Below are 22,183 nucleotides of genomic sequence, written 5' to 3' on the forward strand. Positions count from 1 at the left end.
TGTTAACAATTAATTCATAAGAAATTATGGCTTTAAAGTTGACTCAATTAATCGGATATATTATAATTAAAGGGATTTCATAGTAAATGACTAGGAATTGAAGGAGAGGATAATTTTGAAACTATCAACGAGAGGACGATATGGTCTTAAGGCAATGTTTGATCTAGCCATGCATTATGGAGAAGGCCCTATATCTCTAACGAGCATTTCGGAGAGACAAGCCATTTCAGTGAATTATTTAGAACAATTGATATCGCCGCTTCGAAAAGCAGGCCTTGTGACTAGTATACGAGGCGCTCAAGGTGGCTATATGCTTGCCAGACCCGCAAATGAAATTACCGTGGGGATCATATTAACGACCTTAGAAGGTCCTCTTGCGCCTACAGACTGTGTGGTTGAGGACGATGATGGGGATGCTTGTGATCACTCTCACTACTGTGTTACAAAGGTCATTTATGAGAAAATTTATGAAAGTATTACAAGTGTTGTAAATTCAATTACATTACAACACATGCTCGACGATTATGAACAAAATCAAGATAGCCTCATCATTGAGACTATTTGTGAATGTAGATAGTAATAAATAGGCTTTTACTCTGGCGAGAAAGTAACCAATAATTGAAATATTACGTTTATGAGGAGGGTTCTTATGAAAAGGATCTATATGGACTATTCAGCAACAACTCCAGTAAAGCAAGAAGTTTTAGATGCGATGATGCCGTACTTTACAGAAAATTTTGGAAATGCTTCAAGCATACACGGCTTTGGTCAAGAGGCTAAACGTGCGCTGGAATCTGCAAGAGCGACTATTGCGGCAACCATGGGGACCACACCGGAGACACTTTACTTTACAGCGGGTGGTTCTGAATCAGACAACTGGGCACTAAAGGGTGTTATGCGTGCAAACAAAGCCAAAGGCAATCACTTGATCACAACGACGATTGAACATCACGGCATTTTGCATACTTGTAATGCGCTTGAAAAAGAAGGTTTTGAAGTGACTTATTTAGAGGTAGATGATAAAGGTCTTATCAGTTTAGAGGCGCTTGAAGCTGCTATTACCGAGAAAACGGTTATGATTTCGATCATGTTTATCAACAACGAAATTGGTACGATGCAAGACGTTAAAAGCATTGGTGAAATTGCAAGAAAGCATAAAGTGATTTTTCATACAGACGCTGTTCAGGCTTATGGCAATGTTAAAATAGACGTCGATACATTCAATATAGATTTGATGAGTGTTTCAAGCCATAAAATATATGGGCCCAAAGGCGTGGGCGCTTTGTATATCCGAAAGGGCATTAAAATTCAAAATATTATTGAAGGCGGCGCACAAGAACGCAACCGTAGAGCGGGTACTGAGAACGTTGTAGGTATTGTAGGTTTTGCAAAAGCAGCGGAACTTGCAGAGGCTCAGCTGGATGAGCACATTAAAAGATTGTCTGGGTTAAGAGATAGACTTGCAAAAGGCATCATAGAAAATATAGATTATTCAAGATATAATGGACATCCAACGCAGAGACATCCTGGAAATGTCAGTGTTTGTTTTGAATTCATCGAAGGAGAAGGTCTCTTGTTGATGCTCAATGCAAAGGGCATTGCAGGTTCAAGCGGCTCTGCATGTACATCTGGATCTCTTGATCCCTCTCATGTGCTTTTGGCGATTGGATTGCCACATGAAATTGCGCATGGTTCTTTGAGGTTATCTATGGGTGATTTCACCACAGAAGAAGATGTGGATTATGCGATTGAATCGTTAAAAGAAGTGGTTCATAAACTGAGAATGATGTCACCCTTATATGATAGAGTTGCGGGAGGAAAGTAGTATGTATACAGAAAAGGTTATGGATCATTTCATGAATCCTAGAAATGTTGGCGAGATTGAGAATGCGGATGGTGTTGGTGAAGTTGGCAACGTGAAGTGTGGCGATATTATGCGTATTTACATCAAGGTTAATGGTGACGTTATAGAAGATGTGAAATTTAAAACTTTTGGATGTGGATCTGCAATTGCAGCATCTTCCGTAGCAACTGAGCTCATCATGGGGAAAACGATTGAAGAAGCTCTAGCGCTTACGAACAAGCAAGTGGTCGATGAACTTGGTGGGCTCCCACCTGTGAAAATTCATTGTTCTGTTTTGGCGGAACAAGCTTTAAAAGCGGCAATTTATGACTATGCTACTAAAAATGATTTGCATTTTGAAGCTTTAAAAGATTTTGACCCGAATGAAGAGCACGATCATCATGATGTTGTGAATATAGAATTTTAAAAAAGACTTTATTTTTAAAAAAACTGTGATAAACTATTAATATTGAGAATATAAAATCGCTATGACGAAGAGGAGTAAATCACATCCTTAGAGAGAATTCTAATGCTGAAATGAATTCATCGTGATCGAAGCAGCTTCTGAGCTCAAATATTGAATTAATAGTAGATGTTTGCGATTTGCAATCGTTATTTTGCAGTTTACCTTTAAGAGTGATCGATGCCTTGGCATCTTTAAGTAGGGTGGTACCGCGATATTGTCGTCCCTACAGCTTTTGAAGGTTTTTTTGTTTTTTTGTAACAAATTTAGAAAAGGACTGTTTTGGGAGGATATACCAATGAAATCTATGGGATTAAATGAGATCAGAAAAGCTTTTTTAGATTTTTATGCGTCTAAAGATCATTACGTTACATCGAGCTATTCGCTGGTGCCACAAGGCGATAAGAGTTTGCTGCTTGTGAATGCAGGGATGCAACCTTTAAAAAAATACTTTATGGGGACAGAAATTCCTCCACAGCCGCGAATGGCAACTTGTCAAAAGTGTATTAGGACAGGTGATATCGAAAATGTGGGGATAACGGCTCGACACGCTACTTTTTTTGAAATGCTTGGCAACTTTTCTTTTGGGGATTACTTTAAAGAAGGCTCTATTAAATTTGGATGGGAATTTATCACAGAAGTGCTTGAACTTCCTGTGGATAAACTTTGGCCATCTGTTTATCTTGAAGACGATGAAGCTTTTGCGATTTGGCGAGATGTGATCGGCATTCCAGAAAATAAGATTACAAGACTGGGAAAGGCAGATAACTTTTGGGAAATAGGAACGGGTCCTTGTGGTCCATGTTCAGAAATTTATTTTGACAGGGGACCTGAATTTGGCTGCAGCGATCCAGACTGTAAACCAGGGTGCGACTGTGAACGCTTTTTAGAATTTTGGAATCATGTCTTTACACAATATGATAAGGACGAGCAAGGTCATTACAATTTGCTTGAAAAACCGAATATTGATACCGGTATGGGCCTTGAAAGAATCGCTTGCATTATGCAAGATGTAGATACAATTTTCGAAGTGGACACGATTAAACAGATTAGAGATGCAGTTATTTCAAAGTGTGACGTGGACTATGGCGCTGATAGAAAACAAGATATTTCCATTCGTATTATTACAGATCATGTGAAAGCGGTAACGTTTATGGTAGGTGATGGCATCATGCCTAATAACGAGGGAAGAGGCTATGTTTTGAGACGATTGCTCAGAAGGGCAGCAAGACATGCTAAAATGCTCGGTATGACAGGTAATATTCTCACTGAACTCGTGGATGCGGTGGTGGCTGCATATGGCGAAAGTTATCCAAACTTGTCGACTAGAAAAGACTACATTAAAAAAATTATTGCAGTGGAAGAAGAGCGTTTTCAAACCACTATAGATCAAGGACTTACCATTTTGACAGAGTATATGGCGTCTATGAAAGTTGAAGATCAAAAAGTACTCAGTGGCGAAAAAGCGTTTAGATTATATGACACTTACGGTTTTCCGCTTGAGTTGACGCTTGAAATTTTGGAAGAGTATCAAATGACTGTAGATGAAGAAGCTTTTAAGGCGCAAATGATGATGCAAAAAGAACGTGCGAGAACTGCGAGAGGATCAGGCGATGAACTCGGTTGGGCACAAGACGCACTCGGTCAATTACCAAAGGATATGTCAAGCGAATTCGTTGGTTATGACCAAACAGAAGTGAAATCTAAAATTTTGGCTATTGTGGGCGAGACGCTTTTGGATGAAGCTTTTGAAGGCATGGAAGTGAGCATTGTTCTTGATCAAACACCGTTTTACCCTGAAGGTGGGGGACAAGTGTTCGATATGGGCAAGTTATCCACAGATGCATTTGAAGCAGATGTAGAGGAGACCAGAAAAAGTGTAGGTAAACTCATTGCACATCACGTTAAAGTAAATAAAGGCACGATTAGAGTGGGTGACACGGTACTTGCATCTGTTGATATGCATAGAAGACTTGCGACTGCAAGGAATCACTCTATGACACATCTTTTGCATAAAGCGCTCAGAGAAGTACTGGGTACACATGTGGAACAGGCGGGTTCTATGGTTTCGCCTGAGCGGTTGAGATTCGACTTTTCACACTTTGAAGCCATTGCATATGAAGATCTCATGAAAATAGAAATGCGTGTGAATGAGCAAATTTTAAAAAGACTTCCTATTCAAACCGAAAATATGAGCGTTAATGAAGCTAAAGAAAAAGGGGCTATGGCACTCTTTGGCGAAAAATATGGTGATCGGGTGCGCGTGGTAACCATGGGGGACTTTAGCGTTGAGCTTTGCGGTGGCACACATCTTAAAAATACCGCAGAAGCAGGTCTGTTTAAAATCGTTAGTGAGACAGGTGTAGCGGCTGGTGTTAGAAGGATAGAAGCAATCACTGGCGAAAATGTTTATAAAATGTTAACACAACTTGATGGTAAAATTCAAAAACTCTCTGATATGCTTAAGACAAATCAGAATGATTTGGAACACAAGGCTGAAAGTTTGCTTCTAGAGATGAAGCAAATGCAGAGAGAAAATGAAAAGCTCAAAAATAAATTGGTGACAAGTGATTTGGAACAACTTCTTAAAAGTGCCCAAGTCGTAAGAGGCATGCACATTGTAACTGCTGATTTTACAGGCGTGGATATGAATACACTTAGAAATTTAGCAGATCAAATCAAAATGAAATTGGAAAATAGTGTTGTTGTCCTTGCAAATGTTGAAACCGATAAAGTCGAATTTTTAGCAATGGTTTCGGACGAGGCGATTAAACTTGGCGCTCATGCGGGCAATCTCATCAGAGAAACTGCAAAGGTAGCAGGTGGCGGTGGCGGTGGCAAACCGAACATGGCACAAGCTGGTGGCAAGCATCCTGAAAAAGTTAAAGAGGCACTTAAGAAAGTTTATGAGTTATTGTCATAAATCGGGTATATAATGGATATAAGTACTTGGAGAAGGGGGTTTTTACATGAAAAACACGATGAAGTTCAGCGTTGAAGATTATTTAGAGCAAGGCAATCAAAAAGATATTTTACTCTATGTGTTTAAAGCACTTGAAGAGAAAGGTTACAATCCCGTAAATCAACTGGTGGGCTATTTGCTTTCTGGCGATCCAACTTATATCACAACTTTCAATGATGCAAGGACAATGATTAAAAAAGTGGAAAGAGATGAAATCCTGGAAGAACTTTTAACACATTATATGGAATGTGTTAAAAAGTAATAAAATTTTGAAACCCTAACTACAAATTGAAAAACAGATATGTAAGGTGCCAAACTTTGCTTTGGTAGCTTTCCAATGGGCCCCCCCTCAGAGAAAATGATCTTCTGAGCCGGGCGCCCTGATTTTTTAAATGCTATTGTTATTTTGAAGATATTCGGTTATACTGGAGGATATGTATTAATGAGATATATGGGACTAGATGTTGGCGATAGAACTATTGGTGTAGCCATAAGCGATTCGCTTAAAATAACAGCACAGGGTAAAGAGACAATCTTCAGACAGAGCATAAAGCAAGATATCGATAGGCTGGTGGATTTGATCTTAGAATATGAAGTCACAAGAGTTGTTTCTGGGCTTCCCAAAAACATGAATGGCACGTTAGGACCACAAGGTGAAAAAACGCAGGATTTCATCAAAAAACTTGAAAAAAAAATCAAATATTCAGATCGTATTAGTCGTGATATAGAGATTATATTTTGGGATGAACGTCTGACGACGATTGGTGCCCAAAAAATGCTAATTCAAGCGGATGTCAGTAGACAAAAACGTAAAACTGTAATCGATAAAATTGCAGCACAGTTAATTCTGCAAGGATACCTTGACAGTCTTTCAAGAACCGAATGAATTGAAAAATAGAACTGTACACGGATATGGCCAAGCGCATAGCCCGTGTTAAGGATAAATATTAAGAACGAATAGAGGTGTAGAATGAAAAAAGAAGAAAACTTGTTCGAAGTAGTAGACACGCATGATCATAATCATGAAGATATTGTCGAATTATTTGACGACAATGGTAAAGCAGTGAAATTTAACATCATCGCAACTTTAGAACTTGATGAACAAGAGTATGCCATCCTTTCAAACGTGGAAGATGAAGATGAAGTACTCATTTTTAAAGTGACTGAAGAAGATGCTGAATTCATCTTTGAGACGATCTCGGATGAAGAAGAGCTTGAATCGGTTATTCAAGCCTACAATGAATTAATGGATGAAATGGATGATGATGACGACGACGAAGACGACGAGGAAGAGTAAGTTGTCGTATCGTTTCCTGTATGTTAAAATTTAAAAAAAGTATTGAGGTGTTAAAATGAATTCATGTCAAGAAGCATATAAAATAAAATTAAAAGAGTCCGGATATAAACTTACGCCGCAACGTCTTGCTATTATCAATGCCATTGAAGAAAATAAAGGAAAACATCTTAATACAGAAGAAATATATGATATCGTTAAACAAAGGAATCCGGAAATGGGACTTGCTACAGTATACAGAACATTACAGATGTTAGATGAGCTAGAAGTAGTATCCTCTTTGAATCTAGAGGACGGTTGCGTAAGGTACGAATTGTACTGTGATGATGGTTCACATCATCACCATCATTTGATATGTTCAAGCTGTGGTGCGGTAATTGAAGTAGAAGGCGATTTACTAGATCAACTTGAAGCTAAAATAGAAAAAGAGTATGATTTTAAGATTGTGGATCATAAATTGAAATTCTATGGCTTATGTAGTAAATGTAAAAACCTTGTTTGATACAGGGTTTATTTTTCGTATATAAAATCTCATGGATCGGCCTTTGTCATATCACAGAAAAATTGGAGAGGTGAAATTATGACAAATCAAAAAAATGTAAATAAAAATGGAACTGAAAGTACAAATGTAAATTCAAATGAAGCGGTTGAAAAGCAACAAGCCATCAAGCAGCAGCCTGCAAGAAAGGCGCCTGCAAAAAAAGCACCTGTGAAAAAAGAAACTCAGAGTAATGGCGCCGTAAATGAGGGTGTAAAACCAAAACAAACGCCTCAGCAAGTACCACAGCAGGTGGTTCAACAGAATCCTCAGCAAAGACCACAACAAAATCGCAATAATTTTCAAAAAAAGAAAACGCCGACACCGCAAGTAGCGCCAGTCGTAGAAGGGCCAGTATCAGATGAGCCCCTTTTAAAGATTATCCCGCTTGGAGGTCTTAACGAAATTGGCAAAAATATGACTGTAGTTCAGTATGAAGAGGATATCTTCATTATTGATAGTGGGTTGGCATTTCCAGAGGATGAATTGCTTGGGATAGATGTTGTTATTCCAGATATTACGTATCTTAAAAAGAATTTGTCTAAAATAAAAGGAATTGTTCTAACACATGGTCACGAAGATCATATTGGTGCACTACCTTATGTCTTAAGAGAAATTAAAGTGCCTGTTTATGGGACCAGATTGACACTGGGACTTGTTGAAAACAAGCTTAAGGAGCACCGCCTTAATGATGTGAAGCTCGTTACAATTGTACCAGGACAAATCATAAAGTTGGGTGTATTTGAAGTTGAACCAATAAGGGTTTGTCATAGTATTGCAGATGCTGTTGCGTATGCAATTACGACCCCATACGGTAAAATTGTACACACTGGCGATTTTAAAATTGACTTTACACCAATTGATGGTCAAAAAATGGATTTGGCTAGATTTGCAAGACTTGGTGATGATGGTGTTTTAGCACTTCTTGCGGATAGTACAAACGTTGTAAGAGAAGGTTACACCATGAGTGAAAGCACTGTGGGGGAGACTTTTGAGAACATATTCAAGCATGCAACGGCAAGGATAATCGTCGCATCGTTCTCATCTAATATTCATAGGCTTCAACAAATTATCAATGCAGCTTATTTGAACAATAGACGTGTTGCATTTTCGGGTAGAAGTATGTTGAATGTTTCTAGTGTCGCGACGGAACTGGGCTATTTAAAGTTACCAGAAGATATCATTATTGATATCAAAGACATTGATCGTTATCCAGAAAATGAAATTGTCGTGATTACCACGGGTTCACAAGGGGAGCCGATGAGTGCTCTTGTAAGAATGGCGAATTCCGAACATAGAAGCATGGAAATCGTTCCTGGAGATTTGGTGATCCTGTCGTCATCGCCAATCCCTGGTAACGAAAAAAGCATTGGAAAAATTATCAATCAACTGACGAAAAAAGGTGCCACTATGATTTACGAATCGCTTGCAGATGTTCATGTTTCGGGGCATGCGAAGCAAGAGGAGCTAAAGCTCATGCATTCTCTCGTCAAGCCAAAATACTTTATGCCTGTTCATGGTGAATATGTTCATTTGGATAGACATAAAAAATTAGCGCTGGAATTGGGAATGAGTCCTAATAACATCTTCATTTTGAGCAATGGTGGCGTTCTAGAGTTTACATCCAAAACAGCTAAAATTGGTAAGTCGGTGCCAGCGGGTCGTGTGTTTATCGATGGACTTGGTGTTGGCGATGTTGGAAACATCGTATTAAGAGATCGTAAGCATCTGTCCGAAGATGGTTTGATTATCATTGTGGTTGCATTATCAAGTGCTACAGGTGAACTCGTCAATGGCCCTGATTTAATCTCTAGAGGATTTGTTTATGTGAGAGAATCCGAAACCTTAATGGATGGTGCAAGCAAAGTGGTCGAGGCCGAGCTCGCGAAATGCTTAAGTAAAAATATCAAGGATTGGGCAAGTTTAAAATCCTCTGTAAGAGATGCTTTAAGTCAATATATTTATCAAAGTACAAAGCGCTCTCCAATGATTTTACCGATTTTCATGGAAGTTTAAGAATCAAGTTAACTTAAAGTTTTTGTTGTGTAAAGCGTTCTATTTATAATATTTTATAAAAAGAGGTCACTATGAAAAAGTTTTATATAATAGCACTCTTGGCAATGGTTTTACTGTTGCCAGGATGTGCTACATTTTTGGAAGCATACAATGAACCCGTTAATCTTGAAAACACGGATGAGATTTTAGTCACCGTTCCAAAGGGCGCTTCAACGACGAGTATCGCAAATTTGCTTCTTGAGCATGAGTTGATACAGAATGTCAATGCTTTTAAATCAAAGGCAAAAACACTTGAGCTCGATGGAAAAATGAAAGCAGGCGATTATATGCTTTCACAAGCCATGTCAACAGAGGCAATCATAAAAAAAATTGCAAATGGCGAGGTTTATGAAGACAATATTAAATTCACAATTCCAGAGGGATTTGAGACCAGACAGATTGTCGATAAACTGGTTGAAGAGGGGATTGTAGATCGGGAGACTTTTATAAAAGTTTTAGAAGAAGAATCTTTTGATTATTCTTTTTTAGAAAATGTAGATCGCAGTTATCATCTTGAAGGATACTTGTTCCCAGACACGTATATTCTCAAGCGGGGTACTGGTGAAAAAGAAATCGTCGAAAAAATGTTAAATCGATTTAATGAGATCTTTAAACAAGAATACTATGATAGAGCTCAAGCGTTGAACATGAGTGTTGACGAAGTGGTTACACTTGCGTCCATTATTGAAAGGGAAACGAAACTGGCAGATGAACGTTCAGTTGTTTCAAGTGTTTTTCATAACAGAATTGATCAGAAGATGATGTTACAATCTTGTGCAACGATACAATATGTTTTGAAAGAACGTAAGGACCGCTTGACTTATGATGATCTAGAAATCGTGTCCCCTTTTAACACCTATCAGCATACAGGATTGACACCAGCACCTATAGCCTCTCCTGGAGAATTAGCCATCATTGCAGCACTATATCCAGCAGATACAAAGTATCTCTATTTTGTTACCACTGAAAAAAATGACGGTTCTCATTATTTTAATGAAACACTAGAGGGGCATAATCGAGATAAAGAAAAAGGTAAGGGAAACTGATGAACGCTAAAATAGTGGATCAACATGTGGAATGTTATGTCAGAAGCTTATTGCCAGAGCACACAGGTCTTTTAAAAGTATTGGAACAATTTGCCAAACTTCACAACGTGCCTATTATACATCCAGAAATAGCTCAGTATATGTCAGTTTTGTTAGAGATTGCAAAACCAACGCGTATTTTAGAAATTGGCACTGCCATTGGCTATTCTGCTTCGGTATTTGCAAGTCACATGAAAAGGGGTCATATAGACACCATAGAGCTCAACGCAATCATGGCTGAAAAAGCAAGAGAAACATTTGAAGATTTGAATAAAAGTGTTCCAGAGGTTTCCTTATCAATTCATCTTGGTGATGCCAAAGACGTGATTAAAACGCTTGAGGGTCCATATGATATGATCTTTATCGATGCGGCCAAAGGCCATTATCAAACTTTTTTTGAAACAGCATATGATTTATTGTCTAAAAACGGCATTATTGTTTCAGACAATGTTTTATATAAAGGCATGGTTGCTACGGATGATTATATAGTAAAGCGTAAGATTACCATTGTTAAGCGCATGAGAAAGTACCTGGAGTTCATCACAACACATCCTAATCTTGAAACGACTGTCCTCACAATGGGGGATGGCCTTGCGATAAGTTATAAGAAGGGAATTTTAAATGAGTAGAGTTGAGTTATTAGCACCAGCAGGCGATTTAGATAAACTTAAATTCGCCATCATCTATGGTGCAGATGCCGTTTATATCGGTGGTCAAACATTTGGACTTAGAGCTGCAGCTAAAAATTTTTCTATTGAACAGATGAAGGAAGGCGTTGAGTTTGCGCATTCATATGGTCGAAGAGTCTTTTTGACACTCAATATTATTCCGCATAATGAAGATATTAATGATTTGGAATTGTATATTGATGAAATTAAAGATTTGGGTCTTGATGCGGTTATTTTATCAGATCCAGGAACTTTTATGTTCGTTAAACAATATGCACCTGAGCTTGAAGTGCACTTAAGTACTCAAGCCAATAATACAAATTACATGAGTGCGAATTTTTGGCATGATCAAGGGATTAAACGTGTGATTTTAGCAAGGGAATTATCCTTCGCTGAGATTGCTGAAATTAGAGCTAAAACACCTCCTACGCTTGAACTAGAATCGTTCATACATGGGGCGATGTGTATCTCGTATTCTGGTCGATGTCTTTTAAGTAACTATCTTAATAACAGGGATGCCAACAGAGGTGCGTGCTCACAACCTTGTAGATGGGAATATCAATTGGTTGAAGTGAACCGTCCTGGGGAATATATCCCCATAGAGGAAACGGATAAGGGGACATTTTTCTTTAATTCTAAAGATTTATGTATGATAGAACATATCCCCGAACTTATAAATTCTGGTCTCAACAGCCTTAAAATTGAGGGTAGAATGAAAACGGTCTACTATGTTGCCAATATAGTCCGCGCTTATAGAGAAGCGATTGATGCTTATTATAGGGATCCAGAAGGCTATAAATATAATCCAGAATGGTTTGATGAAATAAAAAAGGCATCTCATCGCGAGTTTACTAAAGGCTTTTATCAAAATAAACCCACTGAAAAGGATCAACTGTACACTTCGAGTTCTTATATAAGAGCATACGATTTTATAGGTGTGGTGAAGTCATATGATCCAGAAACTAAAATGGCGATCATTGAACAAAGGAATCATTTTAGCGTAGGCGATCAAATTGAAATCATTGGACCGAACTATTTTCAAGCTGAACAGACTGTTGAACAAATTCTAAATGACAAAGGCGAGTCGGTTGAAAAGGCACCTCATGCTCAACAAATTATTAGGATGCCTATGGCATTGGCGGTTGAGCCTTATTATATATTAAGAAAAGCGAAGGAGGATCTCCATGAGTAAGCCAATCGTTATCGGTGTTTCAGGTGGAACGGGCTCAGGAAAGAGCACCGTTGCAAAGTCAATTTTCCAATCGTTGCCAGATGAAAACATTTTGATTATCGAGCAAGATGCTTATTACAAAGATCAGAGCGATCTCACATATGACGAACGCGTTAAAACCAACTATGATCACCCACTCGCTTTTGATACGGACTTATTAATTGAGCACATTCATAGTTTATGCAATCATAAAGTCATTCAAAAACCAATTTATAATTTTTCAAAGCACAATCGAGAAATCGAATCTATAAAAGTATGTCCTAGAGATATTATTATTGTAGAAGGCATCATGATTCTTGAAGATAAACGATTGAGAGATTTGATGGACATTAAAATATTTGTCGATACAGATGCAGATGTTCGCATCATTAGGCGTATTACAAGAGATATCAACGAAAGAGGTAGAACGCTTGACTCTGTTATTGAACAGTATCTAAAAACAGTCAAACCTGCCCATGAGCAATTTATTGAACCTACCAAAAAATATGCGGATATTATCATACCTGAAGGTGGGTATAATAAAGTTGCCATTGATATTATGACCACAAAAGTCACTGCAATTATTCAAGAAAAGAACAAACGCATTTAGCAGTGGCGATCACCACTGTTTTTTTTCTAATAGGAAGGAGTCTGTTATGTCAGAGAAAAAAATGAGTCATTTAATCCCTGCGGTAAAGCATATCGCTTTGATTGCACATGATTCTAGAAAAAAAGATATGATCAATTGGTGTGATGAAAATAAAGACTCGCTGAGCAAGCATTTTTTATACGGAACTGGAACTACGGCTAAAATGATTAGTGAGGCAACAGAACTCCCTGTTAGAGGTGTCAAAAGTGGTCCGCTTGGTGGGGACCAACAAATTGGCAGTAAGATTGTAGAGGGTGAAATCAATTTTATGATTTTCTTCTGGGATCCTTTGAGTATGCATCCTCATGATCCTGATGTCAAAGCGCTTTTAAGGATTGCAACGCTTTATAACATCCCAATTGCAACCAACATTGCCACTGCGGATTACTTGTTGACCAGTATACACATGAATCAACCTTATGAAGGTAAATTGATCAATTTTGATCAATATTTAAATAGAAAAATAGAGTTAGAGTGTCAAAAATCAAAAGCGGAGCAACCCTCTCCCCTATGATGTCGTTTACGGCAAGTACGCAATACAGCATAGGTAGATGATTTATGCGAAACTGATTTTTAACACATGTATTTTTTTACCCTAAAGGAAGAGGAGCGCGTACTCGCTTTGATCATTTTCTGATAGGCTTGATTACTGGAGGCATTATAATGGATTATATAGCATTTTTGGAATACGCTCTGGAGCGGCAAGCATCTGACATCCATCTGGTGCCAGGCGCCTTGCCTGTAATTAGGAAAAATGGGAAACTCGAACAAATAGAGCATCAGGCAGTTGTGGATCATTTGGAAATCAACAGTATCATAGATGCCATTTGTACCGAAGAACAACGTGAACGCCTTAAATCGAAAGGTGAGATTAGCTTTAGTTATTCTGTTCACGAGCTAGGCCGATTTAGAATTAATATCATCATGCAAAGAGGAACCGCAAGTATTACTTTTAGAATATTGAGATTAATTATTCCAGAAATAGAAACATTAGGAATTCCGAGTGCTTTTATCGAACTTTTAAATTATCAAAAGGGGTTATTGCTGGTAAGTGGCGCCTCAGGATCTGGAAAATCAACAACCATCGCCGCGATGATTAAACGGATTAATGATACGTTAAAGACGCACATTATTACAGTTGAGGCACCGATAGAATATCTATTTAAGCACCATAATGCTATTATTTCTCAAAGAGACGTTGGGACAGATTGTTTAGACCTATATGAGGGCGTTCTTGGTGCGATGAAGCATGATCCTGATATTTTGATGATTTCAGAGTTGTCAGATGAGCGGGTTATAGATTTAGCACTTCAAATAGCAGAGTCTGGAAAGCTTGTAATTGCAGGTGTGCCTGCTAATAATTCCAGATCGACCATTGAGAAGATCATTGCTTCAACTTCACCTGAGAAGTCAGAAATTCGAAAATACAAATTAACATCCACTTTATTGGGCATTATTGCGCAGCAGCTGGTTCCTGATATAGAGGAAGCTAATCAATTACTTGCATATGAATTTTTGCTACCGAATGCTGCAATTAAATCGCACATCATGAATGATCAACTCAAGGAACTCACACATGCGCTTATTTCAGGGCGAAAGCACTTTATGACCTATATGGATAACAGCTTATTTGAACTCTATAAAGCGGGGAAAATAAGACGGTCAGTAGTCTATAAATACGCTCATGATATTGAATTTGTTAAAAGACAAGAACTCACATATAAAAAGGAGTAATGGACCTTATGTGTAATCCTAGAAACCGAATAGTGGAAAGAAGCCGATTATGACAAGAGCCGATCTTAGAGAACAGATTAAGGATTTGGGCATCGATGCCTTTCTGTTTACCGATCCCATAAACATTCGCTATTTGTCGGGGTTCACAGGGACGAGCAGCATGGTATTGATGACCGTAAAAAAACAGTATCTCTTAGTGGATTCAAGGTATTTAACGGAAGCTAAAACTTTGATTAACGATTATGAAATTGTGCCCATTCAAGGCAGTCGAACACTTTATAACCTTTTGCTGATAAACGGGGTAAGGCAGCTGGGATTTGAGTCTTTACATCTGACTTTTGATCAATACGATTTTATGGATGAACATTACGGTGGTGTAAAATTGATTCCTATTAAGCATTTAATTATGGCTCATAGACGCATTAAGACTTCAAAAGAAATGGAGACCATAAGAATAGCTGCACAGATTGCCGAATCTGTTTTCGAGGAAATCCTAAATTTTATTAAAATAGGTCAAAGCGAAAGAGCAATATCTCATGAAATTGAAAGGCTTATGAGATCTAGAGGCGCTGAAAATGCATCGTTTAAAACTATTGTTGCATCAGGGGCGAGATCGGCATTGCCACATGGCGTTGCATCTGATAAAATCATAGAAGATGGAGACTTCTTGACATTGGATTATGGTTGTATATATAATGGATATTGTTCCGATATTACGAGAACTGTAGTTGTCGGTAGTGCAAGTGAGAAGCAACGCAGATTGTATGATCTCGTTTGGCAATCGCAAGCCAAAACAATCGCTGCAATAAAGCCCGAACTAGAATGTGCTAGACTCGACGCAATTGCAAGAGATTTTTTTAAAGAGAAGGGATATGGCGCATACTTCTCACATGGACTGGGTCATGGTATTGGTCTTGAGGTTCATGAATTTCCAAGAATTACAGAAGATAGTTTTGATGTGATCAAATCTGGGATGGCCTTAGCGCTTGAACCGGGTGTTTATATTGAACACTATGGCGGTGTCCGAATTGAGGATATGGTTTTGGTAACTGTAGATGGCTATGAGCGTTTAACGAAAGCGCCAGAACATCTTATAGAAATATAATTTAATATAATATAATATTATTTTGGAGGTAGGAAATGATTTCTGCAAGTGAATTTAGAAAAGGTGTAACATTTGAGATAAATGGTGAACCGTTTGTAGTGGTTGATTTTCAACATGTTAAGCCGGGTAAAGGTGCAGCTTTCGTTAGAACGAAATACAAGAGTTTGTTAAATGGCGTCATTAGAGAACAAGCGTTTAATCCATCTGAAAAATTCCCTAGAGCTCATATTGAAACTAAAGAAATGCAATATTTGTACAATGAAGGCGAATTATACTATTTCATGGACAATGAAACTTATGATCAAATTCCATTATCTGCTGAACAAGTTGAAGATGCAATTTTGTACATCAAAGAAAATGACAACGCAACACTTAAATTTTATAAAGGAAATTGTTTCCAAGTAGAACCGCCTAACTTTGTCATCCTTTTAGTAACAGAGTCAGAACCAGGTGTTAAAGGGGATACTGCAACAAATGTGACTAAGAAAGCAGTCGTTGAGACAGGCGCAGAAATCAATGTACCTTCATTTGTCAACGAAGGCGATAAAATTAAAATTGATACAAGAACTGGCGAGTACTTATCCAGAGCATAATGTTTAAACCAGCGCAAGCTGTTTTAATAAAAATTACACCCACTGAAGGAGGGAAAGCACATGAGCTATATGTATGAAAGAGTATCATATCTTAAAGGATTAGCTGAAGGTATGGAAATGAGTGATTCAACTAAAGAGGGCAAATTATTGCTAAACATCATCAACATTTTAGAAGAATTCGCAGAAGAAATGGAAGAAGTCTATGAGGAATTAGACGAAATCAGCGAATCTGTTATGGAACTTGATGATTACATCGAAGCAGTTGATGAAGACCTTGCTGAACTCGAGGAAGACATATACGAACTTGAAGATGACTTTGAGGAAATCGAGTGTCCTGATTGTGGGGAAATTATTTTTGTTGATGATCAATTGATCGACAAAGGTGAAGAAGTAGAATGTCCAAGTTGTGGACTAATCATCGAATTTTCGGATGAATGTGATTGTTGTGACGATGACGCATGTGATTGTTGCAAAGAAGCGAAGACAGAAGAAAAAGCGTAAATAACCACAGTGGAACAGATATCGGGGACGGGCAGTATTTACATTCGTAAATACCCCGTCCCTAATCTTTTAAACTAACGAAGCGAAGGCAGTGTTTTCGCAAAGCGAAAATCACGTTGAGCGCAGTGGTTTTGACCGCTAGGTCAAAAAGTATCCTTATCCTTTAAGAAGCGAAGGCAGTGTTTTAACTAAAGTAGATCTGCTTATTGAAGAATTAATAGAATATCTAGATGAAGATTTGTATTAACGCACTAACTTTGATATAATGGATTACACGTAGAAAATGGATATCTTAAAATATAAGATGTTTTGAATAGGAGGCAATGATATGGCTGAGAATACAATTATTGATTCATATAAGCACGGGAAAGTAAATATAGCGGATGATGTAATCGGCGTTATTTCAACGATTGCAGCTTCTGAAATAAAAGGCATTAAAGCACTTAATGGTACATTCCAAGATGATGTTCTTGAATTGATTGGTAAAAAGAACTTTAATAAAGGCATACAAGTCAATATGAATGATAACATTGTACATGTAGATCTCAGTGTGATTGTGGATTATGGCACGAAGATTCACGAAGTGGCAAAAGAGGTTCAGGAAAATGTCAAACTTGCAATTGAATCCATGACAGGGCTTCAAGTTGCAGCCGTTAACGTAAGCATTGAAGGCATTAATACAAAAATTGAGAAAGACAATATGAAGTCGTGACAAAATAATGTGAAGCTGTGCTTCACATTATTTGATGTATAGGAGGCATTTATGAATAGGAGTAGAAGCCGTGAAATCGCTATGGAAGTTCTCTATCAAATGGATATACACAATACGTTTGATAAAGTCTTTGCGGAGCGAATGATTGAGCAGTACGAAGAAGAGATTGATAAAAAGTATGTGGATGTGGCCCTTGGTCTTTTTATTGAAAAAAAAGATTTTATTGATGGCGAGATTACGCCTTTATTAAAGAAATGGACATTGGAAAGGTTGAGCAAGATCGATCTTGCCATTTTGAGAATTGCAGTTACAGAACTTAAGCTCATGCCCGATATTCCAGACAAAGTAACGGTCAACGAAGCCATTAATATGTCCAAAAAATATGTCGATGAAAAATCGGGGAAATTTATAAATGGCTTGCTAAAGCATTTTATCAATCCGGAGTAAGTGATGATATTAGGAATCGATACAAGCTGCTATACAACATCGATGGTGCTTGTGGAAATGGAAACGGGAAAAATACACTTTGAGAAAAATGAATTGCTTAAAGTAAAAGAGGGCTTAAAGGGACTAAGACAGTCAGATGGCTTTTATCAACATGTACATCAACTAGCGGATAGCTTTGAAGTGCTTACCGCTATTTTTGATGTCAAAAATTTGAAAGCAATAGCTGTGAGCGATGCACCTAGAAATGTAGAAGGTTCTTATATGCCTGTGTTCAATGCAGGTGTTTTGTTTGCGCGGAACTTAGCAAATGCACTTAGAATTCCGATTTTTATGTTTTCGCATCAAGAAGGACATTTGATGGCAGCACTTTCAACCAGCGACATTGTATCCATTCCAGATTGCTTTTATGGATTGCATCTATCCGGAGGCACCACGGAATTTTTAAGAGTAAATTACGCCAATCAAGCTTTTAAAATAGAACTGATGGGCGAAACTTTAGATCTTAATTTTGGACAGCTAATCGATCGGATTGGCGTTGAAATGGGACTTGCTTTTCCCTGTGGTAAGAGAATGGATGAAATGGCTAGAAATAGCCCTATGACACAATATAAGACTGTGCCCTTGAAGGCCAAAAGTGCTGAGACAAATCGTTTTGGATTTAATATTTCTGGACTAGAAAATTATTTTAAAAGTTTGATTGGCACAATGTCTCATGAAGAAATCTCGAAAATGCTTTTTAATACAATAGCGCACATCATTGAAAATTGTTTAAGAGATTTGGATCAAGACAAAGCGGTGATTATATCGGGTGGTGTGGCATCCAATCATATTATCAGAGCTTATTTAAATCAACATTATAGCCAATTGTATTTTGCTAAACCTGAATATTCAAGAGATAATGCTTATGGTGTCGCTTTGCTTGGCATACAAAAAATGTTAGCGAAGGTGGTTTTATAGATGCTTAAGATGAGAGCTTTTTCGGTAACAGAAATCACAAGATATTTAAAAAAGATCATCGGTGCAGATCCGATTTTAAATCAGGTCCTTATAGAAGGTGAAATCTCCAATTTTACACTTCATTCAAGCGGTCATGCTTACTTTTCGATTAAGGATGAAGAGAGCAAGATGAGTTGCATGATGTTTGCTCAATACGTGCAGCTGTTGGAACGAATTCCTAAAAACGGTGAAAAAGTACATTTAAAAGGTGCTATCAGTATTTATGAACGCGATGGCAGATATCAAATGTATGCACAATCTATGACTTTTGTTGGTCTTGGTGCACTGCACATCCAATTTGAAGCCTTAAAAAAAGAGTTAGAGCAAGAAGGTTTATTTGATCAAAGACATAAAAAAGAGTTGCCAAACTTACCACAAAAAATTGGGATCATCACTTCTCCAACAGGTGCTGCGATACAAGATATCATAGCCGTTGCGAGTAGGCGCTCAAATCTAGCCGAACTCTTAATCTTTCCAGTGAGGGTTCAAGGCGAGTTTTCGGCCAGTGAAATTGTAGCCGCTATTGAATTCTTTAATAACCGATCACCAGTGGATCTGATTATAATTTCAAGAGGTGGCGGGTCCATCGAGGAACTTTGGTCCTTTAATGAGGTGGAAGTAGCCAGAGCTATATTTAAATCTCGGATTCCGATTATATCTGGAGTTGGACACGAAACGGATTTCACAATTGCCGATTTTGTCGCAGATTTTAGAGCAGCAACACCTTCAGCAGCAGCTGAAATTGCCATTAAATCTAAAACTGAAATGGAATTGTTTTTAAACCAGCAGTTGAAGGCAATGCAGCAGACCGTGATGCGGAAGCTTGAGAAAAGCCGTTTGTCGCTTGAATCAACTTCGCCAGAGCGCCTTTCGATGAAATTGAATCATCGAATTGAAAGCGAACTGAATGCAATAGAGCATTTAAAAAATCAAATGGTTCAAATTATGAAGTTCAAGGTTAAAACGATGTCCGTAGAATTAGAGCATTTAGGCAGTAAAATAAATGCACTCAGTCCGTTATCCACAATGCAAAGAGGGTATAGTATAGTCAGAAAAGAAGGCAAGCTTATAAAATCGATCGATGATATTAAAACTAAAGAACAAGTTGAAGTCACTTTAAGTGATGGCAAACTCAAAGCGATAATTGAAGAAATCTTAAAAGATTAAAAATGACTTAAATCAGGGGCAAAACAGTTGTAATCAGAGAGAGATTTGGTACAATGGAAAAGGAGTGATCAAAATGGCAAACACAAAAAAAAATAATTTTGAACAAAAGATAATGCAATTAAATGAGATTTCTAATTCATTAGAGCATGGTGATGACAATTTAGAGGATATGCTTAAGCATTTTGAAGAAGGCATAAAAGTATATCGAGAATGTTTTGAGATATTAAAAGAAACGGAAACGCGCATTAAAATGATTTTAGAAGAGGATTACACTGTAAAAGAAATTCATATAAATGATTTTAAAAAGTCATAAAAGAATCAATCGGTAGGAGATCGCATGGACTATAATCAAGAAAAAATAGCTCAATTTGAGCATTGTTTAGATGCTTATTTTGAGGGGACCTCACAAGCTCAAAGGCTTATCAATGAGGCGATGCTATACAGCTTAAAGGCTGGAGGCAAGCGCATTCGACCGCTTTTATTGATAGAGATGTGTTTAGCTTTTGGTGGTACTTATGAAGATGCCATAGATTTCGCAGTAGGCATTGAAATGATCCATACTTATTCGCTTATCCACGATGATTTACCGTGTATGGATGACGACGATTTAAGAAGAGGCAAGCCGACAAATCATGTGGTCTACGGCTATGATATGGCTGTCCTTGCAGGGGATGGATTGCTTAATAAAGCCTATGAAGTCATGCTTGATCGCGTGACCCAAAAAAACGATTCATCTGATGCAATACGGGCGATGTCAGAAATCTTAAAAGCATCTGGAAGCCAAGGGATGATTTTGGGTCAAGTGGCAGATATTAAATATCAAAGTGATGATATGGACGTGGAAACGCTTGATTTTATAAACCATCATAAAACAGGGAAACTGATTATTGCAGCGATGAAGAGTGGTGCCATTTTAGGTGGGGCAAGCTCAGAGGCGATTGATGCTGTGGCAAGAATTGCAGATAAGATGGGCCTTCTATTCCAAGTTGTAGATGATTTGTTAGACTTGATTGGTTCTGCAGAAAAATTAGGGAAAAGAACACAAATGGATATAAAAAATGATAAACGGACTTATCCGATGCTTCTAGGCCTAGAAAACACTCAATTGAGAATCAAGCAATTAGAGTATGAAATTTTAAATGGCATAAAAGCACTTCCTATACAAAGTGAATTTTTAATTGACACAGTCAAGTTTCTAGTTAATAGAGATTATTAATTGTAAAGAGAGACGTTTATCGACAAAATGAGATAAACGTTTTATAATGTTAAGTAAGCTGTTAAATCAATTGAGACCACATTAAGGCTTAAGACTAAATAATAAATCAGAAATAGGTGGGAAATGGAAAGTATAAATCAATTAGCCCAAAACAAAGTGCTCTATGCTTCACTTTTGGCGTGGTTTGTTGCTCAGACCTTAAAAGTGTTGATTACACTTCTTATTGAGAGAGAATTTAAGTTTGAACGGTTTCACGGATCAGGCGGCATGCCGAGTTCACATACTTCTACGATCATGGCAGCTTCAACTTCCATAGGGCTTACTATGGGTTTTGATACCCCCCTATATGCGCTTGCGCTTATTATGTCATTTATTGTGATGTATGATGCTTCTGGTGTAAGACGGTCTGTCGGAAAACAGGCCAAATTATTAAATGATATTATTAAAGATCTTTATGAGTTCAAGCATTTACAAGAAGAACGCTTGAAGGAACTCGTGGGGCACAAACCGACTGAAGTCGCTGTTGGCGCGATTTTAGGCGTTATAATTGCCAACTTAGTAAGTTAGCTTAATTCTTATTTATGATAGAGTTAGCTTAGAGGTGCAGTATTCTAGTCAGAGCTTCTAATTCTGAAGGCGGGGCTAAAAATCCGCTAAAGGGCACATCGATGAAGTTCCTGGTTCTTGCTTGAAACGCCCAGTTTCGGGTTGGTGCTGGGAGTAAGGATATGGGGGCATTCTGCAATGGCATGCGGGAAATGACCCTCAATCTGTGGAGACTTGCTATGTGCAAGATTAAACCTACATTTGGTCGAAAGGTTATGTGTAGTGTAGCCTGCCTTGAGTGATGGCGGTGGACGGTAGTTCAGGGATCTTTCTATTGGCCAATAGGACGGTTCTATTGCTAATCAAAACCGGTGTTGCAAAAGAGGCTAGGGATTAGTT

25 protein-coding genes and 1 other annotated feature are annotated in these 22,183 nt (G+C 37.9%); all 25 genes read left to right on the forward strand.

Translation table 11 applies throughout. The features are described 5' to 3' along the window. The first annotated feature begins 115 nt into the window (after positions 1-115). The 25 genes from F3D3_RS07470 to F3D3_RS07590 all read left to right on the forward strand — a co-directional run bounded on the left by F3D3_RS07470 (position 116) and on the right by F3D3_RS07590 (position 21,805). Positions 116-577 (forward strand): Rrf2 family transcriptional regulator, encoded by a 462-nt coding sequence (locus F3D3_RS07470; protein ID WP_069872646.1) that lies wholly within the window; start codon positions 116-118, stop codon positions 575-577. Positions 578-649: 72 nt separating this feature from the next. Next, the gene (gene nifS, locus F3D3_RS07475; protein WP_069872648.1) at positions 650-1,825 is read left to right on the forward strand and encodes a cysteine desulfurase NifS; all 1,176 of its coding nucleotides are present in this window, start codon (positions 650-652) and stop codon (positions 1,823-1,825) included. Position 1,826: 1 nt separating this feature from the next. Then, complete coding sequence (nifU, locus tag F3D3_RS07480) at positions 1,827-2,270, forward strand: Fe-S cluster assembly scaffold protein NifU (RefSeq protein WP_069872650.1); 444 nt, start codon at positions 1,827-1,829, stop codon at positions 2,268-2,270. 52 nt (positions 2,271-2,322) lie between these two features. Next, positions 2,323-2,537: a binding site (T-box leader), on the forward strand. Positions 2,538-2,604: 67 nt separating this feature from the next. Then, complete coding sequence (gene alaS / locus F3D3_RS07485) at positions 2,605-5,229, forward strand: alanine--tRNA ligase (protein ID WP_069872652.1); 2,625 nt, start codon at positions 2,605-2,607, stop codon at positions 5,227-5,229. Between the two features lie 46 nt (positions 5,230-5,275). After that, on the forward strand, positions 5,276-5,530 hold the full coding sequence (locus F3D3_RS07490; protein ID WP_069872653.1) for an IreB family regulatory phosphoprotein: 255 nt from the start codon (positions 5,276-5,278) through the stop codon (positions 5,528-5,530). Between the two features lie 180 nt (positions 5,531-5,710). After that, entirely contained in the window at positions 5,711-6,154 is a 444-nt protein-coding gene (ruvX, locus tag F3D3_RS07495; RefSeq protein WP_069872655.1) for a Holliday junction resolvase RuvX, read from the forward strand. A gap of 84 nt (positions 6,155-6,238) precedes the next feature. Beyond that, entirely contained in the window at positions 6,239-6,565 is a 327-nt protein-coding gene (locus F3D3_RS07500) for a DUF1292 domain-containing protein (RefSeq protein WP_069872657.1), read from the forward strand. Between the two features lie 55 nt (positions 6,566-6,620). Continuing rightward, positions 6,621-7,064, forward strand: coding sequence for a Fur family transcriptional regulator (locus F3D3_RS07505; RefSeq protein ID WP_069872658.1), 444 nt, complete (start codon positions 6,621-6,623; stop codon positions 7,062-7,064). 78 nt (positions 7,065-7,142) lie between these two features. Continuing rightward, on the forward strand, positions 7,143-9,116 hold the full coding sequence (locus tag F3D3_RS07510) for a ribonuclease J (protein ID WP_084388893.1): 1,974 nt from the start codon (positions 7,143-7,145) through the stop codon (positions 9,114-9,116). Between the two features lie 71 nt (positions 9,117-9,187). Continuing rightward, entirely contained in the window at positions 9,188-10,201 is a 1,014-nt protein-coding gene (mltG, locus tag F3D3_RS07515) for an endolytic transglycosylase MltG (RefSeq protein WP_069872660.1), read from the forward strand. Beyond that, on the forward strand, positions 10,201-10,869 hold the full coding sequence (locus F3D3_RS07520) for an O-methyltransferase (protein ID WP_069872662.1): 669 nt from the start codon (positions 10,201-10,203) through the stop codon (positions 10,867-10,869). Before mltG ends, F3D3_RS07520 begins: the two co-directional genes overlap by 1 nt. Next, complete coding sequence (locus F3D3_RS07525) at positions 10,862-12,100, forward strand: U32 family peptidase (RefSeq protein ID WP_069872664.1); 1,239 nt, start codon at positions 10,862-10,864, stop codon at positions 12,098-12,100. The genes F3D3_RS07520 and F3D3_RS07525 overlap by 8 nt, the downstream gene beginning before the upstream one ends. After that, a complete protein-coding gene (gene udk, locus F3D3_RS07530) occupies positions 12,093-12,728 on the forward strand; it encodes a uridine kinase (RefSeq protein ID WP_069872665.1) in 636 nt (211 codons plus the stop codon). The genes F3D3_RS07525 and udk overlap by 8 nt, the downstream gene beginning before the upstream one ends. 46 nt (positions 12,729-12,774) lie before the next feature. After that, positions 12,775-13,281, forward strand: coding sequence for a methylglyoxal synthase (locus F3D3_RS07535; protein ID WP_139132047.1), 507 nt, complete (start codon positions 12,775-12,777; stop codon positions 13,279-13,281). Positions 13,282-13,430: 149 nt separating this feature from the next. Further along, entirely contained in the window at positions 13,431-14,501 is a 1,071-nt protein-coding gene (locus F3D3_RS07540; RefSeq protein WP_069872667.1) for a type IV pilus twitching motility protein PilT, read from the forward strand. 49 nt (positions 14,502-14,550) lie between these two features. After that, the gene (locus F3D3_RS07545; protein ID WP_069872669.1) at positions 14,551-15,606 is read left to right on the forward strand and encodes a Xaa-Pro peptidase family protein; all 1,056 of its coding nucleotides are present in this window, start codon (positions 14,551-14,553) and stop codon (positions 15,604-15,606) included. A gap of 35 nt (positions 15,607-15,641) precedes the next feature. Continuing rightward, positions 15,642-16,199: an elongation factor P gene (gene efp / locus F3D3_RS07550; protein WP_069872671.1), complete on the forward strand. Its 558-nt coding sequence runs from the start codon at positions 15,642-15,644 to the stop codon at positions 16,197-16,199. 60 nt (positions 16,200-16,259) lie between these two features. Beyond that, complete coding sequence (locus F3D3_RS07555) at positions 16,260-16,700, forward strand: CD1247 N-terminal domain-containing protein (protein ID WP_069872673.1); 441 nt, start codon at positions 16,260-16,262, stop codon at positions 16,698-16,700. Between the two features lie 328 nt (positions 16,701-17,028). Continuing rightward, entirely contained in the window at positions 17,029-17,412 is a 384-nt protein-coding gene (locus tag F3D3_RS07560) for an Asp23/Gls24 family envelope stress response protein (RefSeq protein WP_069872675.1), read from the forward strand. Positions 17,413-17,463: 51 nt separating this feature from the next. Next, positions 17,464-17,859: a transcription antitermination factor NusB gene (nusB, locus tag F3D3_RS07565; RefSeq protein ID WP_069872677.1), complete on the forward strand. Its 396-nt coding sequence runs from the start codon at positions 17,464-17,466 to the stop codon at positions 17,857-17,859. Between the two features lie 3 nt (positions 17,860-17,862). Then, complete coding sequence (locus F3D3_RS07570) at positions 17,863-18,816, forward strand: hypothetical protein (RefSeq protein WP_069872679.1); 954 nt, start codon at positions 17,863-17,865, stop codon at positions 18,814-18,816. Beyond that, positions 18,817-20,022 (forward strand): exodeoxyribonuclease VII large subunit, encoded by a 1,206-nt coding sequence (xseA, locus tag F3D3_RS07575; RefSeq protein WP_069872681.1) that lies wholly within the window; start codon positions 18,817-18,819, stop codon positions 20,020-20,022. It abuts the gene before it with no gap. 73 nt (positions 20,023-20,095) lie between these two features. Then, positions 20,096-20,335 carry an exodeoxyribonuclease VII small subunit gene (xseB, locus tag F3D3_RS07580; RefSeq protein ID WP_069872682.1) on the forward strand — a complete coding sequence of 80 codons (240 nt, stop codon included), beginning with the start codon at positions 20,096-20,098 and terminating at the stop codon, positions 20,333-20,335. A 24-nt stretch (positions 20,336-20,359) separates the two neighbouring features. Beyond that, the gene (locus F3D3_RS07585) at positions 20,360-21,238 is read left to right on the forward strand and encodes a polyprenyl synthetase family protein (RefSeq protein ID WP_069872684.1); all 879 of its coding nucleotides are present in this window, start codon (positions 20,360-20,362) and stop codon (positions 21,236-21,238) included. Positions 21,239-21,361: 123 nt separating this feature from the next. Beyond that, the gene (locus F3D3_RS07590) at positions 21,362-21,805 is read left to right on the forward strand and encodes a divergent PAP2 family protein (protein ID WP_069872686.1); all 444 of its coding nucleotides are present in this window, start codon (positions 21,362-21,364) and stop codon (positions 21,803-21,805) included. Positions 21,806-22,183 lie beyond the last annotated feature (378 nt).

This window comes from Fusibacter sp. 3D3, assembly GCF_001748365.1.
Lineage (GTDB): Bacteria > Bacillota > Clostridia > Peptostreptococcales > Acidaminobacteraceae > Fusibacter_A.